This is a genomic window from Ochrobactrum sp. BTU1, from assembly GCA_018798825.1.
GTDB lineage: Bacteria > Pseudomonadota > Alphaproteobacteria > Rhizobiales > Rhizobiaceae > Brucella.
This window is the reverse complement of sequence record CP076357.1, coordinates 523,533-537,492: the sequence shown is the minus strand read 5'-3', so window position 1 is coordinate 537,492 and position 13,960 is coordinate 523,533. Positions and strand designations below refer to the sequence as shown.

The following is a 13,960-nucleotide window of genomic DNA, read 5'->3' as shown; positions in this document are numbered from 1 at the left end:
CAATCATACCCAAAGTGTTATTGCGATCTAAGGCCTTCGGCGCGACGAGCGATGCACGTCGCGACAGCCTCGGAGCGTCGCGTGGTGTAACTATCAACATCATACAGCTTCCCTAACACGAAAGAGTTCAAATCAATGAAGTCTGCGACAATTTACGAGCGCAAGAACCGGCTCTATTTCCATGCTTGCTCTCAAACGACTGCAGGGATTTGGATGCTATCAGCCCCAGTGCTAACTACTGAAAAAGGCAATATCAGGGAAGGCGGCCGGATGGTTAAAGACTGCTTGGCTGCTTCACGGCAAGGAATCGCTCATCCATCTTCATTTCCAAATTTGTTTAAGCCAATGCTCGATCTTGCGGGGGTCAAATCGTATGGTACCTTCGTCAATTCGTCCAAGTCTGTTGGGATCACGACAGATGATGGTGTTTCAGCGATCCTGACACCTTATCGCAATGACGGACCTAAACACGGATATACGCCACTAGCTGAAATGCCAGCGATCCCCTTGGCTTCCGATGAGGAGTTGGGAGCTGCAATACTGGCGGCACTGGAAAATGCCGAGTAAGGGGCGCACCACTTTTTACAAACCTACTCAATCGCAGTGTTCATTCTGCAGGTCGATGGCTATCAGAATTACAATCGATTGACCAAACCTTCTCGAAAGGACGGCGGTCCCATTCGGGTGGCCCATTGCTGGGCGCATGCAAGGCGCAAGTGTTGGTTTCCACGCAGAACTGAGCCGGTTAGGATGAGCGCCCCGTGCACGATCGTGATCTGATTTATGAGATAGCTTGGAAAGCGTGCTGCGATGCTCACGACTGTATCAAACCAATTGAAGCAGCAGAAAGCGCCATTCGAGGGTTCGCCAAGAAGCGCGGTATACTTGAAGAGCCCGAGGTCGCAATTCCTTGGATGAAGGGGAAAACACCAGGTGGCGGACGGGTTCAGGCATAGGAGCGTGGCATGCTTTGGTTTCTGTTCATACTAGCAGCAATAATAGCTGCTCTCGCCTATGTGTGTTCCAGCCGGCGACAAGACGGATGCAGACAATTCCCATGATCTCAATATTATTGGCTCGAAAATTGATGCCAAAGGCGAGGTCGATCTCAGCGCAACCGACAATGTCACGATCGCTGAAGCCCGCGATACCGGCTATTCTCAGCTTGATACGAGTTCAAAGGGCGTCTTCAGCAAAAAGGAAAGCCATAGCCGCACGGACACCGAGACCGCTGTTGGATCATCGATCAGCGGTGGTAACGGTGTTGATATCACCTCTGGCAACGATACAACGATCTCTGCCTCGAACATTCAGGCGGGAACGGCAGATAACAAGGCTGATCTCAATATCGATGCCGGTGGCGATCTGATTATCGCATCCGGCAAAGACACCGTTGAAACAGATGCATCCAAATCAAAATCAGGCCTTTTGTCGAAGAAGAGTGACAAGAGCCATACTTACGATGAAACGACTGTTGCATCCGAGCTTGGTGCTTCTGGCAATGTGAACCTCAATGCTGGCGATAATGTCGTCATTGCAGGTTCCAAGGTCACGGCTGGCGACGATATCGCGATCGAAGGTGACAGTGTCTCGATCATAGGTGCGCAGGAACGCCACGATGCCTCGTCTTCATCCAAGAAGTCCGGGCTTGGTGCGGGCTCAGGCGACGGCTTCTACTCGATCTGGGGCAAGGAAGAGAAAAGCAGCAGCGAGAACATTGTCGCAAATGTCGGTTCTGCGCTTTCGGCGGGAAATGATGTTTCGATCAAAGCCCGCGAGACTGATGTCAATATTATCGGCTCCCATGTGCAAGCCGGCAATGACATTGCGCTCGATGCCGCCCGTGACGTCAATATCCTTCCTGGTGCGGAAAGCTATGCGTCGGAAGACAAAGAGAAGCGCTCAGGCTTTGGTGTTCAGCTGAGTTCCGGCAATGGTTCAGCTTCCATCGGTATCGGATTTGGGTCGTCGAAAGACGAAACGAAGCAGGGTGCTGAGACCAATGCTGTCTCCAGTCTACAAGCTGGCAACAACGTCATCATCAATGCGGGCCGCGATGCGAACCTTCAAGCCGCACTTGTTGAAGCCGAAAATGATATTGCCATTACCGCGGAGCGCGATGTCAATCTTCTCGCGGCTCAGGACAAGACCAATTACGAGCATATGCACGAGGAGCTCTTTGCGGGCATAACCGCGACAGTTTCCACCGGTCTTGTCAGTTCGGCCAAAAGTATTGCTGATGCGGCTGGCAAGGTTGCCAATGTGTCAGACGGGTATTCCGCAGCCAATGCAGGCTTTGCTGGCCTTAAAGCTTATGATGCGATCAACAATCTCTCATCTATGGTGATGCCGGATGCCAACGGCAACTATGGCAACATAGCCTCCGCGTCGGTTGGCATCGGTTTTGAATATTCGAAATCGAAGGAAAGTGCAGCAAGCTCGGTTCCGGTCGTTACAGGCATTCGCGGTGGCAACAGTGTTTCCATTGAAGCCAAATCGGGTGACATCAACAGCCATGGCGCACAGATTGTTGCGGGCTATGACGAAAATGGTCTGCTTTCTGGTGGTGCCGGCGATATCAGCCTGAAAGCCGGCAACGATATCAATCTCGAAAGTGCGCAGGCAACCAACAGTTCATCCTCGTCCAGCAAGTCTGCTGGTGCAAGTGTCGGTGTGTCAGCCGGAGTGTCATTGAACGGAGTGGGTTTTGGCGTCAACGGAAGCGTGAATGGCAGTTCAGGCAAGTCGAACAGCGAAGGCACGACGCAGGTTAACACCCACGTCACCGGCTCAGGTAAACATCAATATTGAATCCGGTCGTGACACGAATCTGAAGGGTGCTGTCGTCGAAGGTGAGACTATCACCGCCAATGTCGGGCGTGATCTCAACATCATCTCGGTTCCTGACACCGGTGAAAGCTCGAACAAGTCGACTTCGTTTGGCGTCAGCGGTTCATTGACCGGAGGAATGCCAAAGGTCACGGGTGTTTCGCCGGGCTATGGCACAGGATCAGGTGAAACCAACTGGATCAGCGAACAGTCCGGACTTGTCTCTAAGGGTGACATGGATGTTCGCGTTGAGGGTAACACCCATCTGGGTGCAGGCAAGATCATCTCGGAAAGCGGTGATCTGACACTCGATACTGGTACGCTGACCCATGAAGACTTCTCCGGCTCGAAGAAATATGAAGGCTTCGACATTCAGGCCAATATCGACCTGACACCGAAGGATGCAGAAGGCAACAAGCAGCAGCAGCCGGATCAGACGTCTCAGCCGAAAACGACGGCAGAAGGCACTTATCAGCTTGACGACACGCGTCAGGAAGTACGTGCCACCGTCGGACCGGGTGAGATCATTATTCGTGACAAGGACAAGCAGGCTGAACTGGAAGCGAGCGGCCAGACCGAAGACCTCGCCGCTCTCAACCGTGATCCCGACAAGGCGTATGAGATCACCAAGGATAAACACGTCGAGATCGAATATTATCTGTCGGATACTTCGGTAAAAGCGGCGTTGGAAGCAGGTCAGACGTTGGCCGAAACTTTCAGTAATGCCCTTGATCAGATGGTCAAGGATGGCAAGAGGACACCGGAACAGGCTGCTCTTTCCAAAGAGATGTTTCCGTTTCTTGATGATCCGAATGTTCGAGCTGCCTTGGCGCAATGTGCCCAGCAACATGGTGCTGTCGATTTCAGTATCTTTAGCTGGATTGTACCCTCGGCACACGCACAGACGGGTTGTGCAATACCGGTAAATGGGCAGATCAAGTATTTCTCACCTACGCAGGCGGGAACCTGTCTGGCTGACTATGACCGGTTGACCGGTGTCGTACGGGGAGTGATTAGTGTAACCGGAGCTACAATCGCAGGGCTCGCTGGTGCATTTCTTCTGGCATCCACGACCGAAACGGGCGGTGATATCAACAAGCAATTTAAAGCCGATGATGGCACCAGCGTCGTTCTCAAAGCTAAGCATGGGGATATCCAAGGTGCCACAATACTGGTTACTTATCCCGATGGAACTACTGCATCACTTGACATTGAGTATTATGGCGATGGCGGTGCCGTCCGCTTGACAAGTGGTACAATTGGCACGCTGCCGATGACGCCGAGCCAGCTGAAAGACATGGGATATGTGCTCACTAATGCAGGTGTTCCGAGCGTGGTTATTAGCGCTTCGTCGAATAATCCTCCGCCAGTTCCCGGAGCGTCACCGGGAAAAGAAACTAAGGGGCGGACGTCACAATGGGAAAAACCGGGTGGAATGCCCGAAGCGGAGAAGGACTTTAATGATCTCAATCCGTCGGACGTGAAAAATTATCCGAATGGCGTTAAAGTGGGAACATTAGGAGATGGGAGTACCGTTATTGTTCGACCCCAAAGCACCGATGGTCGTCCAACTCTTGAAATTCAAAATGGGAAGAAGAAAACTAAGGTTCGTTATGGCATATAGGGAAAAATTTTTACCAATTGAAGAAATATTAGTGAAGGGGCGCTTCGAGTGTGAAACTATTGTCGATGGGGTAGATGGCTTATCAATTAGTGTACGGGATTATGAAGGAGATTTTTATAATTTGTATTGGGATGGTGGCGTTGTTTCATACAGGAATACTGATGAAGGTGACCGGATTGGGTTTGTTTCAGAAATTGCGTCCCTTTCACTGATAGGTTTCCTTATAGTCGAATGCGTCAATTCAAAATATCTAAAGTGGTTACATGCGGAGAAGTGCGTGATTGAACAAGAAAATCTGAGGCATTTTATTGTAATGACGTCAAACGACATCATTGATGTTATAGATTATGATGTTCCGGTGGTATCAAAGGTGAATAGTTGAGAACCGTGTCGTAACAAAATCTTATCCGCCCGTTACCGGTACGCTCACCCATGAGGATTTCTCAGGATCTAAGAAATATGAAGGTTTCGACATTCAGGCCAATATCGACCTGACGCCGAAGGATGCTGAAGGCAACAAGCAACAGCAGCCGGACCAGACCTCTCAGCCGCGGACAACAGCCGAGGGTAAGGTGATGCCAATGGATCCGGAAGCTACCACTGCTGGCAAGCTGATCGAATTACTGAAGAAACCCGCGAGTTTGTCTCTCAGCTTCGCGAGGAAGATATTGACTTGATGAAACACGGGCCGGATCTGATCAGATCAATGCGCATCATTGGCCGCTTTATGAGATGGGTGATTTTGGGCGTGCTGGCGATCCTTATCGGAGTTGTGTCGCTCTACGAAAACACTGTGAAACTGATCGCTTGGTTTTAGAAATAGTAAAGGCCCCGCTTCGGTGGGGCTTTTTTTATTGGTACATTCATCAGGACCGCACATGCAAGACGCAGCGACGCCTCCGCAAGATAGATATTAGCTGATAGATAATAATACTATTGCGCTATAATTAGCATAGTGCTAATAATGACTTATGAAGCAGATCACCTATATCCGCGAAGCAATCCAGGCCTTATCAAAGATGCCAGCCAACACGTCAAGGCTGATCCGGTCCAAGCTTAACCAGTACGCTGAAGACCCTGCAAGCTTAGGAAACAATGTGATTGTTATGGCAGGCACCATGAAAGTATTTAGGCGCATGCGAGTTGGTGATTGGAGGATAATATTTAAGGAAACTGGCGAAGTGATTGCCGTTGAAAAGATTGCCTCACGTGGAGGGGTCTACGACTAGGAGAAATATAATGAATATTCAGATTATCAAAACCCCGAAGGGAGAAGAACTCGCTCTCCTTCCAAAGGCCGAACTTGACAGGCTGATTGAGGCTCTTGAAGACAAAGAAGATATCGAAGATATCCGGCGGATAGAAGCGCGCATTGCTTCCGGCGAAGATGAATTGATCCCTTCCGATATAGTTGACCGTCTTCTTGATGGCGAGAACAAGATCAAGGTCTGGCGTGAATATCGCGGCATGACGGGGAAGGCGCTCGCCGATGCTGCCGGTATGAGCGCCCCTTATCTCTCGCAGATTGAAAGTGGTGCTCGCGAAGGCTCGCTCGATGCTTTGAAGAAGCTTGCCGAAGCACTCAAAGTCACTATCGATGAATTGGTCTAACCCATGTTCCTGCCCGGCAATTCTCGACAAAACAATTGCCAGAGCTTTGGTGGGGATGTCACGTGCGCCGCAAACTGTCGACAGAAAAGCGATCAACGATCTTTCCGACGCCGGATTTCGGATCGTTGATCAGCAGGAAGGTTGATGAGATAATTCGTAAGCATTTATCTCTGTTTGTAACTCTCGATAGAACCGTCAAAACGATAAGAACGGAAGCGCCATTCGGCGGCATGGAGGTGTCTGAGGCCAAGCGGTTGAAGACGCTGGAAGACGAAAACAGGAAGCTGAAACGGCTCCTGGCAGATGCGATGCTCGACAACGCCGCTTTGAAAGACCTTTTGAGAAAGAATGTATGGTCCGCCTCGTCCGTGCAAGGGTTCGCGACATCGCAAATGACGATTCCAGTTGCATAAATGTATCCGGCCTCTCGCGAGTGGGCTGCGGTTGCAGCCAGGCCATGATGAGATCCGCACACGCCGTTCCCAATAAATGGTTCGGGCACGAAGCCCGCTTTTTTGCACAGGACTTACGGCATGTTGATCCACTGTTTCGTCATCACTATTCCCGAGCCTTGCAATCGAGCCAGAAGCGTTAGGTGAAGGCAGGGTCTCTGCGTTCGTAAAGCGCTCCAGGCTTAGTCAGGATGACCCAGACAATCCGGGCAATTTTGGCGGCAAGTGCAACGACAGCTTTGTTTGGGTGCATTCGGGCTTGGAGGCCATCCAGCCAGTTCCCCAGCCGATCCTTTGTTCGGTCGAGATGTCGAAAGCATGATCGTGCGCCGTGTACGAGCAGTTTGCGCACGTAGCGTTTCCCTCGCTTGCTGATGCCGAGAAGCCTTTGCTTTCCGCCGGTCGAGTATTCCCGCGGCACGAGGCCGAGCCACGCCGCCAAATCGCGTGCTTTTTGGAATTGCCGTCCACTGCCAATCGCTGCAAGAAGTGCAGTCGCTCCCAATGCTCCGATGCCAGGGATCGTCATGAGCCGTCGAGCCACATCCTCTCGACTAGCTATGGCTTCGATCTCGCGTGTGACGTCACTAATACGTTGCTCCAATTGGCGCAGATCGGCAAACAAATCTGCAAGCAGCTTCCTCATCGCTGACGTAAGGTCGTTTGGATTGGTCTTCGAGAACTTGTGGCAGGTCGAGCTTGAACAGACCCGCGCCCTGGCGCAGGGCAATTCCGTATTCCAGGCAGAAGGCTCGCATCTGATTTATTAGGCGCGTTCGCGTTCCGATCATCTGGTCTCGCACCCTGTGCAAAGCCTGAAGATCGGCTTGTTCTTCGCTCTTGAGTGCAGCAAACCGCATTGTTGGTCGCGTAGCTGCTTCTGCGATCGCATCCGCATCGATGATGTCGGTTTTTGTTCGATTTTACGTAGGGCTTCACAAACTGTGCGGGAATTAAGCGCACCTTATGTCCGAGCGCATGTATCTTCCTGGCGATCCATTGAGAGCCAGCGCAGGATTCCATCCCCACGATCGCCGGTGCTGCTCGCTCAAAGAATTGCAGCAGCGTGTCGCGTCGGAAACGAACCTTCTGAATTGGCACGCCGTCGCTTCCGAGACCGACGACTTGGAAGATGTTCTTACCAATAGCAATTCCGTAGACAGCCGCTGAACGCGGCATATTGCGTTGTGGCATAGCAACCTCCTTCGGTTTGGCCGCCTCATTATGCTGCGGGAGGACGAGGCGGACCATCTCATTAGTGGTGGCGCCCGCAGCAAGGCGGAAAGCTGTCGCTCATCTGATGGATCAGCATCAGATGAGCGAACGGCGGGCGTGTAAAGCCATGGGCGTTTGCCGGATGACGATCCGTTACGAAACCAGGCGCAGCGATGACCATGACCTTCGCGAGCGGATGAAGGCGCTGTCGCATGAGCGCGGATCAATAGCGGCTAAAAGGCTTTCACAACATTGCAGCTTTCACCGTTTCTCGGCGTGTAGCCGCGGGCTTGCTTTTTCTTGACAACATCCAGGAACGTTCTGATCGCGTCGGCCTCGTGTTCGAAGTGTCCAAGTTTATCCTGTCCAGACGTGCCGATCCTTCCCCATTGGCGAAAAAGGCATGGCTCTCCGAACAGAGAATAGGAGATATGCATGGCGTAAAAGCGCGCCATGGTTCGATTTGGGTCATTGTGTTCAACGTAAAGCTCTAATTGCCGCTCGATCATTTCATCAACGTCGTTGAAAACATCCTCTGCGTCTAATGAGACTTTTGAATCAATCAGGGCGGATTGATTCATTCCCGTGAACTGAAACCGCCATACGGCCGGTTGTCCGCAGAATCCTGGACAGATAATGGAAAGTCAGGAATGATCAGTTTTTGTCCCGATGAAAAAATAATCTCTCAAAGAGATGGTGGGGCAGTCCTCAGCCCCAATCAAAAGGCCAGGCAAGCCGATAGCGTTTTCGTGAGGGATTTGGACATGCTGAAATCACCATTACGGTTATATTCGTCACGTCCAATTCATTAAACATCTTAGAAGCACGATCCGCATGCGCCTGCGCACTAACCTTATCGATTTTGCGCCGCTAATATAACTTCAAGGCGTCTTTTTAGCTCTTCATGGCCTTTTTGACGTCCGCAAGAGAAATCTCATTCTCTTGCACCTTACCGCCCAGTTCGTATCGATACGCCAATTGACCGCAGGGCGGATATCAGGTCGGCTTGCCTAACCAATTCGACAGCAGGAGAGGTGACAAGTTTTCCGCCGACGGCTCGATCATAGACCGCGACGCAATCCGCGGCCGTAAGGCGCGAGGAATAGAGCAGCCCATCGACTGCATAGGAGCTATAGACTGCTTCGCTTAAACTCTGACCTTCGCTATGCTCCTTAGCACGGGCAGCGTCAGTGCTGATGCCGAGCCTCAGGAGACCGGTCGTTCGTAGGTCGAGAAGGATAAGAGGGGCCGTGGCTGTCACCTCGGTGACTGCCCACTCTTCGATTTCACTCTCATCAAGTACACGGTCGGGCATCCCCTCGAAGCGATCGCGCACAATCGTCTCTGCGATTGCGGTCGCAAGATCATACGCAGCATAAAGTAGACGGAACAATTGGTTCGGACTTGAGAACCGCGACTGGCCGAACCCCATGCCAAGCGGCGTCGACATGTGCGCTACGGGGATAACGCGGACATAGGATTCTGGTCGAAATTTCAGCGCGAGCTCCTGAACCGTTTGGGGATCAAGTTTCACGATAGGGCTCAGCCAAAATCACGCTCGGCTGCATCCAGAACCACGTCGAGATTGCCCTTCTTGAGGTTTTCGAGCGGTGTTCCGCCAATGCTTGGCTTCGATTGGATCAGCCATTGCCAGGCCACCCGAGGATTGCGGATGATTTTGGTGATTTGGGGCATGCCCTCGACAGGCCGGCCATCCACAAATTGAGCCAGAGGAAAGACATGCTTTCGCTCGCCCTTGAGCAAGCCGATAACAGCCCCGCGCTTGTGCCAGTCGTGCAAGGTTGATCGCTTTGTGCCAAACGTCTTCTCGATGTCCCCTGGTCCGGCGACCGGCCCCGCCCAGTCTTCGATGCGGGTCGGCGTCGCAAACTCGGCGATCCTGCGGCGCCCTTCCTCGATGTCCACCGATTGCCCGAGGCCAGCACCTCGGCTCACTTCGACAGGCTTTTCGACCGGAACCTTCTCGAGCGCATGTCCAGGCTTCGCGGCCAGTTCTGCGACGGCCGCCTCGACGATATGAGCCAGTTCGACATCGTCGGCGGCAATTCGACGCTGCTGCTCGACAGATAGACGGGCTGCCACTGCGGAGACCACAGCCATGACCTTTCCCGTCGCGACAAGCGCCGGCTTCGAAAGGCCGGGATTGTGTCGGGCAAGAACCTTGAGAACATCAGCGACTGCAGCCGGATTGACTTCAAGCCCTGCGCCGATCTGCGATTTCCGTGTGGCAGCAACCATCTTCGTCTTCCTTGTTCACTCCAGCCAAGATAGTGCAGATTGTCCGGTTTGTCCAGATTGCTTCTTAAGATTGAGCCGATGACCGCAGACCAACGGGCCTCTCGATGCGTCCTACACCAAGGCCGCAACATTCGATCCGAATTCGTCCTCTACAGCGTGGAAGCGAGCTACCAGCTATTTGGCTCTGTCGCAATTTTTCGTTTGGGTGCAGTCGGCCTGGCTCCGTCGCTAATATAAGGCTGCTTTTAACCAGCTGAAAATTTTGCGACGGAGCCAACAGCCTTAGGGCCAGTTGTTCGCAGAATTTTGGACAGATAATCGAAAGTTAAGGATGAACAGTTTTTGTCCCGGTGGTAAAAATTGTAACTGAAAGAGACTGAGGGGGAGAGGGGAGGAAATGTGATGGGGAAGAATGGTTTCCACAAATCTGGAAAATTACAAACGCTTCTCATTGATGGAAAACAGGCGGCGACAAGTCCGCTAGGCCGCAAGAAGCAATAGACTGGGTCGACCGTCTGCCAAATTTACAGTTTGTTGGTATTGCATTGGCTTGCGGACTCGGCACATTGGTTTTAATCACCAACGTCCTCTAAACTTGGGTACCTTTCTGCAAACTCCGCTGTGTATCAGCGGGGGATGTGTACGACCGCTTTTATGATCGACATGGCAAATCACATGCCGAATAAGGGCTGCGGTGAACATTGAATGCTTGTAGATCAGCACAGAACCGTCCTGATCGGGTCGAAAGGGTCGACGAGGTTGATGGGCATTTGAAGCGTCTGACGGCAGGCAAAAAGACAATAAGATATTCATCTTTTGAGACTTGTCGGCTTTGACTAATGTCGCTGTGCGCAACGCTAGGAAGTTTGGTCGCATCCAGTTGCGCAGCCCCGGAATGTTGTGAGACGTGCCGGGGCTTTTTAATCTTCCCCGAGTGGTACTCGCGCTTGCGTTCCGTTTTCCCCTGCTTCACACGGATTTCAAAAGCTTAGGGCATCCGCCCTCAGCGCGCTTCGGATTGGTTTCCGCCCAGCTTCGCTCGCTTTGCTCTCTGCAGCTGGTTCCCCGCGAAACCACCCCTCCGCTTGCACACCCGCTGTTCGCCACGAGGCAAGAGGTACAGCAGCGCAATGCTGCTGACCCGTTTAGGGGACAGAACTTAAAAGCGGAGAAAGCCTATGACTATCTGCACTGATACAGCCCGTTTCGACAATGCCCGCGCGATGCGTGAGGACGAAATGTTTAAAATTGCACCGTCTGTTTTTGCCCTCACTGCCCATGAAAGCCGCTCACACCGCTTTCAGCCAATTCCGACAATCCAAATCCTGCGTGCGCTCACAAAAGAGGGCTTTGTGCCGGTCGGAGCAAAGCAATCGCGCAGTCGGATTGAAGGCAAAGCCGAGTTTACCAAACACCTCATTCGCCTGCGCCGTATCGATGACGGTAATAGCTACAGCGTCGGTGACAATATCTGTGAAATCCTTCTCAAGAACGCCAATGACGGAACAAGCGCTTATGAATTGATGGCAGGGCTGTTTCGCATTCGCTGCATGAATTCACTTGTGGCCCAAGTGGGCACAATTGAAGCGATCAAGGTTCGCCATTCAGGCGATGTGACGGGCAAGGTGATAGAGGGCACATATAGCGTATTAAATGAAGCCGAAAAGGTTCTCGCCGCCCCGCAGGACTGGTCAACTATTCATTTGAACCGAGATGAGCAGACGATCTTTGCCGATGCCGCCCACATGCTGCGTTTTGGCAATGCAGAGGGCGTAACCCATACACCCATCACACCCGCTCAACTTCTCATCCCGCGCCGCCATGATGACAAGGCAAACGATCTGTGGACGGTTTTTAACACTGTGCAAGAAAACTGCATAAAGGGCGGATTGCGTGGCATGAGCCGTGATGCATGCGGCCGCCCGCGCCGTGTGAAGTCCCGCGCCGTCAATGGCATCGATCAGGATATCAGGCTGAACAAAGCACTGTGGACGCTTTCGGAGAAAATGGCCGAACTCAAAGCCTGAATCATAGTGGCTGGAGCAATCCTCCATTGTGGTTCCTTTAATCGCAAGCGCATTTCTACGTTCAATACGTGTGAGGCGAGGGGGCGCATTTCATCATGAATATTGAATTATACGCTTGACGTATAACGTTTAACGTGGTAGGTATAATGTATGATTAAGTCATGGGCGAACGCAGCAACGGAACGTCTGGCACAAACCGGCAAAAGCAAATTTACAGGCCTGGATGTTGATCTTGCATTAGAAAGACTATCAGCCTTGCATGCGGCCAGCGCCTTGAGTGATCTTAGTCCTTTGAAGTCGTTGAACCTTCATCCATTGAAGGGCAACCGAAAAGGGCAGTGGGCTATGAATATCAATGGCCCTTGGCGCATATGCTTCCGGTTTAAGGACGGCCATGCGTTTGATGTTGAAATTATTGATTATCATTGAGAGGGTCGGAAAATGCTCGTTGTACATCCCGGACGCATCTTAAAGAGAGAACTGGAAACGCGGGAAATGTCGGCCAATAAGCTTGCACTGGCTTTGCGCCTCCCATCCAGCCGCATTATTGATATTCTCAATGGCAAGCGCGGGATTTCGCCGGAAACAGCTTTGCGGCTGGCGCGTTATTTTGGAAACAGCGCGCAATTCTGGCTCAATCTGCAAACCGCTTATGAGCTTTCCATTGCCGAGCGTGACATAGGCGAACGGGTGGCCGCCGAGGTCATACCGGCACAAGCGGCTTAAGCCTATCGTTCGAGCAAATGGGCGGCTGGAACACTGCCGGTTCGACCGGCCAGTATTCCAGTATGAAAGGGTTTTCCCCTTTCAAATTATCCTCCCCATACGGACACGACGCAAAGCCGTCGTGGTTCTCTCTCTGTTTGACTGCCAAAGATACCCCAGACCATCCGGCGTCAAGGACTAAGTGGCTCCTCCCAAAATTTTACAGTCGCAGCGCTGACGCTCGCGCCTATAAAATGGTTGCCCACTTTCCAGAGGGTGGTCGCTTGGCGATCCATGACACCTCTGGTCAACGGAGTAGCATCCTTTCGTCAAACAAACGAAAGGATACATTATGTCTTATTTCATTCTACTCTACGCAACGCTGACCGGTTTCCGTCTCACCGTCAAAGCTAACCGCCTCGGATGCGACAGCGTGTTTGCACGTACCCCTCATGACAAGCTGACTGCACATCTGGAAGACGCAATAAAGCGTGTACAGCGCATTACCACCATTGAAAGAGGTGGCTCGGGAAATCTGCACATGGGGGATAAGTGGAATTTCTGCCTGACTCTGGCTTAGATGTCGGGAACAGGAGATACCATGACAAGACGACCACGCCGGAACCACAGCCCGGCTTTCAAGGCAAAAGTGGTGCTCGCCGCCATCAAAGGCGAGCAGACACCGGTGGAATTGTCCCAACAGTTCGACGTGCACACCAACCAGATCAAGCAATGGAAAGACCAGCTCCTTGAGGGTGCGACAGGCGTCTTCGGTGATGAAGCGAAGGCTGAACCGGCGGATCCAGCCGTCGATGTCAAACCGCTGCACGCCAAGATCGGCGAACTGACACTTGAGAATGATTTTTTATCCGGTGCGCTCGGCAAGGCGGGCTTCGCTTCTCTCAACAAAAGATGCCGGATTTTAAGATCAAGGACGTGGCGACAACGGGCAGTACGCAATTTCATCGCACTGTACATTGACGCGTGACTTTGGGCCGGTAGCACCGCTTTGATCGGTGCCTGCACTTGGTGTGAGTTAGGCTCTTGCTATCAGACCGAATTTTGTAGCTGCCAATTCATATTGAGCAGCCTTTTCTGAACGAAGCCCCCAACATTTGGCCGTTTGATTTTGGCCGTGTTCCTAATCAATCTGGGTCAGTTTTATTGATTACTTTACGCAATTTTGAATCAGATTTTATGGAGAGAATTACGGACACAAAAAAACCGGCACGGAGGCC

13 protein-coding genes and 6 pseudogenes are annotated in these 13,960 nt (G+C 52.0%); 15 read left to right on the top strand and 4 right to left on the bottom strand.

The genetic code is table 11. The features are described from left to right. Nucleotides 1-135 precede the first annotated feature (135 nt). From KMS41_26055 to KMS41_26015, 9 genes and pseudogenes are all read left to right on the top strand, one after another. Complete coding sequence (locus KMS41_26055; GenBank protein QWK81296.1) at nucleotides 136-567, top strand: hypothetical protein; 432 nt, start codon at nucleotides 136-138, stop codon at nucleotides 565-567. A 45-nt stretch (nucleotides 568-612) separates the two neighbouring features. Then, nucleotides 613-717 (top strand): annotated as a pseudogene (locus tag KMS41_26050) (IS66 family transposase). Nucleotides 718-761: 44 nt separating this feature from the next. Next, a complete protein-coding gene (locus KMS41_26045) occupies nucleotides 762-956 on the top strand; it encodes a DUF982 domain-containing protein (GenBank protein ID QWK81295.1) in 195 nt (64 codons plus the stop codon). A gap of 58 nt (nucleotides 957-1,014) precedes the next feature. Continuing rightward, nucleotides 1,015-4,453, top strand: a pseudogene (locus tag KMS41_26040) (hemagglutinin repeat-containing protein). Further along, nucleotides 4,416-4,835, top strand: coding sequence for a hypothetical protein (locus KMS41_26035; protein QWK81294.1), 420 nt, complete (start codon nucleotides 4,416-4,418; stop codon nucleotides 4,833-4,835). Before KMS41_26040 ends, KMS41_26035 begins: the two are co-directional and overlap by 38 nt. Nucleotides 4,836-5,129: 294 nt before the next feature. Then, nucleotides 5,130-5,270, top strand: coding sequence for a hypothetical protein (locus KMS41_26030; protein QWK81293.1), 141 nt, complete (start codon nucleotides 5,130-5,132; stop codon nucleotides 5,268-5,270). 154 nt (nucleotides 5,271-5,424) lie between these two features. Then, nucleotides 5,425-5,682, top strand: coding sequence for a type II toxin-antitoxin system RelE/ParE family toxin (locus tag KMS41_26025; protein ID QWK81292.1), 258 nt, complete (start codon nucleotides 5,425-5,427; stop codon nucleotides 5,680-5,682). A 10-nt stretch (nucleotides 5,683-5,692) separates the two neighbouring features. Further along, entirely contained in the window at nucleotides 5,693-6,064 is a 372-nt protein-coding gene (locus KMS41_26020) for a helix-turn-helix domain-containing protein (protein ID QWK81291.1), read from the top strand. 206 nt (nucleotides 6,065-6,270) lie between these two features. Then, nucleotides 6,271-6,417: pseudogene (locus tag KMS41_26015) on the top strand (IS3 family transposase). A 238-nt stretch (nucleotides 6,418-6,655) separates the two neighbouring features. Here KMS41_26015 and KMS41_26010 read toward each other — a convergent pair. Next, nucleotides 6,656-7,695 (bottom strand): annotated as a pseudogene (locus KMS41_26010) (IS110 family transposase). A gap of 79 nt (nucleotides 7,696-7,774) precedes the next feature. On the opposite strand from KMS41_26010, the pseudogene KMS41_26005 reads away from it, so the two are divergent. Then, nucleotides 7,775-7,951, top strand: a pseudogene (locus tag KMS41_26005) (IS3 family transposase). A gap of 13 nt (nucleotides 7,952-7,964) precedes the next feature. Here KMS41_26005 and KMS41_26000 read toward each other — a convergent pair. The 3 genes from KMS41_26000 to KMS41_25990 form a co-directional block, all read right to left on the bottom strand. Further along, the gene (locus KMS41_26000; protein ID QWK81290.1) at nucleotides 7,965-8,312 is read right to left on the bottom strand and encodes a WGR domain-containing protein; all 348 of its coding nucleotides are present in this window, start codon (nucleotides 8,310-8,312) and stop codon (nucleotides 7,965-7,967) included. 368 nt (nucleotides 8,313-8,680) lie between these two features. Beyond that, nucleotides 8,681-9,265 (bottom strand): RES family NAD+ phosphorylase, encoded by a 585-nt coding sequence (locus KMS41_25995; protein QWK81289.1) that lies wholly within the window; start codon nucleotides 9,263-9,265, stop codon nucleotides 8,681-8,683. Between the two features lie 8 nt (nucleotides 9,266-9,273). Then, nucleotides 9,274-9,990, bottom strand: coding sequence for a hypothetical protein (locus KMS41_25990; protein ID QWK81288.1), 717 nt, complete (start codon nucleotides 9,988-9,990; stop codon nucleotides 9,274-9,276). Nucleotides 9,991-11,168: 1,178 nt separating this feature from the next. On the opposite strand from KMS41_25990, the gene KMS41_25985 reads away from it, so the two are divergent. From KMS41_25985 to KMS41_25965, 5 genes and pseudogenes are all read left to right on the top strand, one after another. Then, a complete protein-coding gene (locus tag KMS41_25985; protein ID QWK81287.1) occupies nucleotides 11,169-12,017 on the top strand; it encodes a DUF945 domain-containing protein in 849 nt (282 codons plus the stop codon). A 150-nt stretch (nucleotides 12,018-12,167) separates the two neighbouring features. Beyond that, nucleotides 12,168-12,446 carry a type II toxin-antitoxin system RelE/ParE family toxin gene (locus KMS41_25980; GenBank protein QWK81286.1) on the top strand — a complete coding sequence of 93 codons (279 nt, stop codon included), beginning with the start codon at nucleotides 12,168-12,170 and terminating at the stop codon, nucleotides 12,444-12,446. A 12-nt stretch (nucleotides 12,447-12,458) separates the two neighbouring features. Continuing rightward, nucleotides 12,459-12,743, top strand: a complete 285-nt coding sequence (locus KMS41_25975) for a HigA family addiction module antidote protein (protein ID QWK81285.1) — start codon at nucleotides 12,459-12,461, stop codon at nucleotides 12,741-12,743. A gap of 331 nt (nucleotides 12,744-13,074) precedes the next feature. After that, nucleotides 13,075-13,302 carry a hypothetical protein gene (locus tag KMS41_25970; GenBank protein ID QWK81284.1) on the top strand — a complete coding sequence of 76 codons (228 nt, stop codon included), beginning with the start codon at nucleotides 13,075-13,077 and terminating at the stop codon, nucleotides 13,300-13,302. Further along, nucleotides 13,303-13,620: pseudogene (locus KMS41_25965) on the top strand (transposase). Nucleotides 13,621-13,960: the final 340 nt, after the last annotated feature.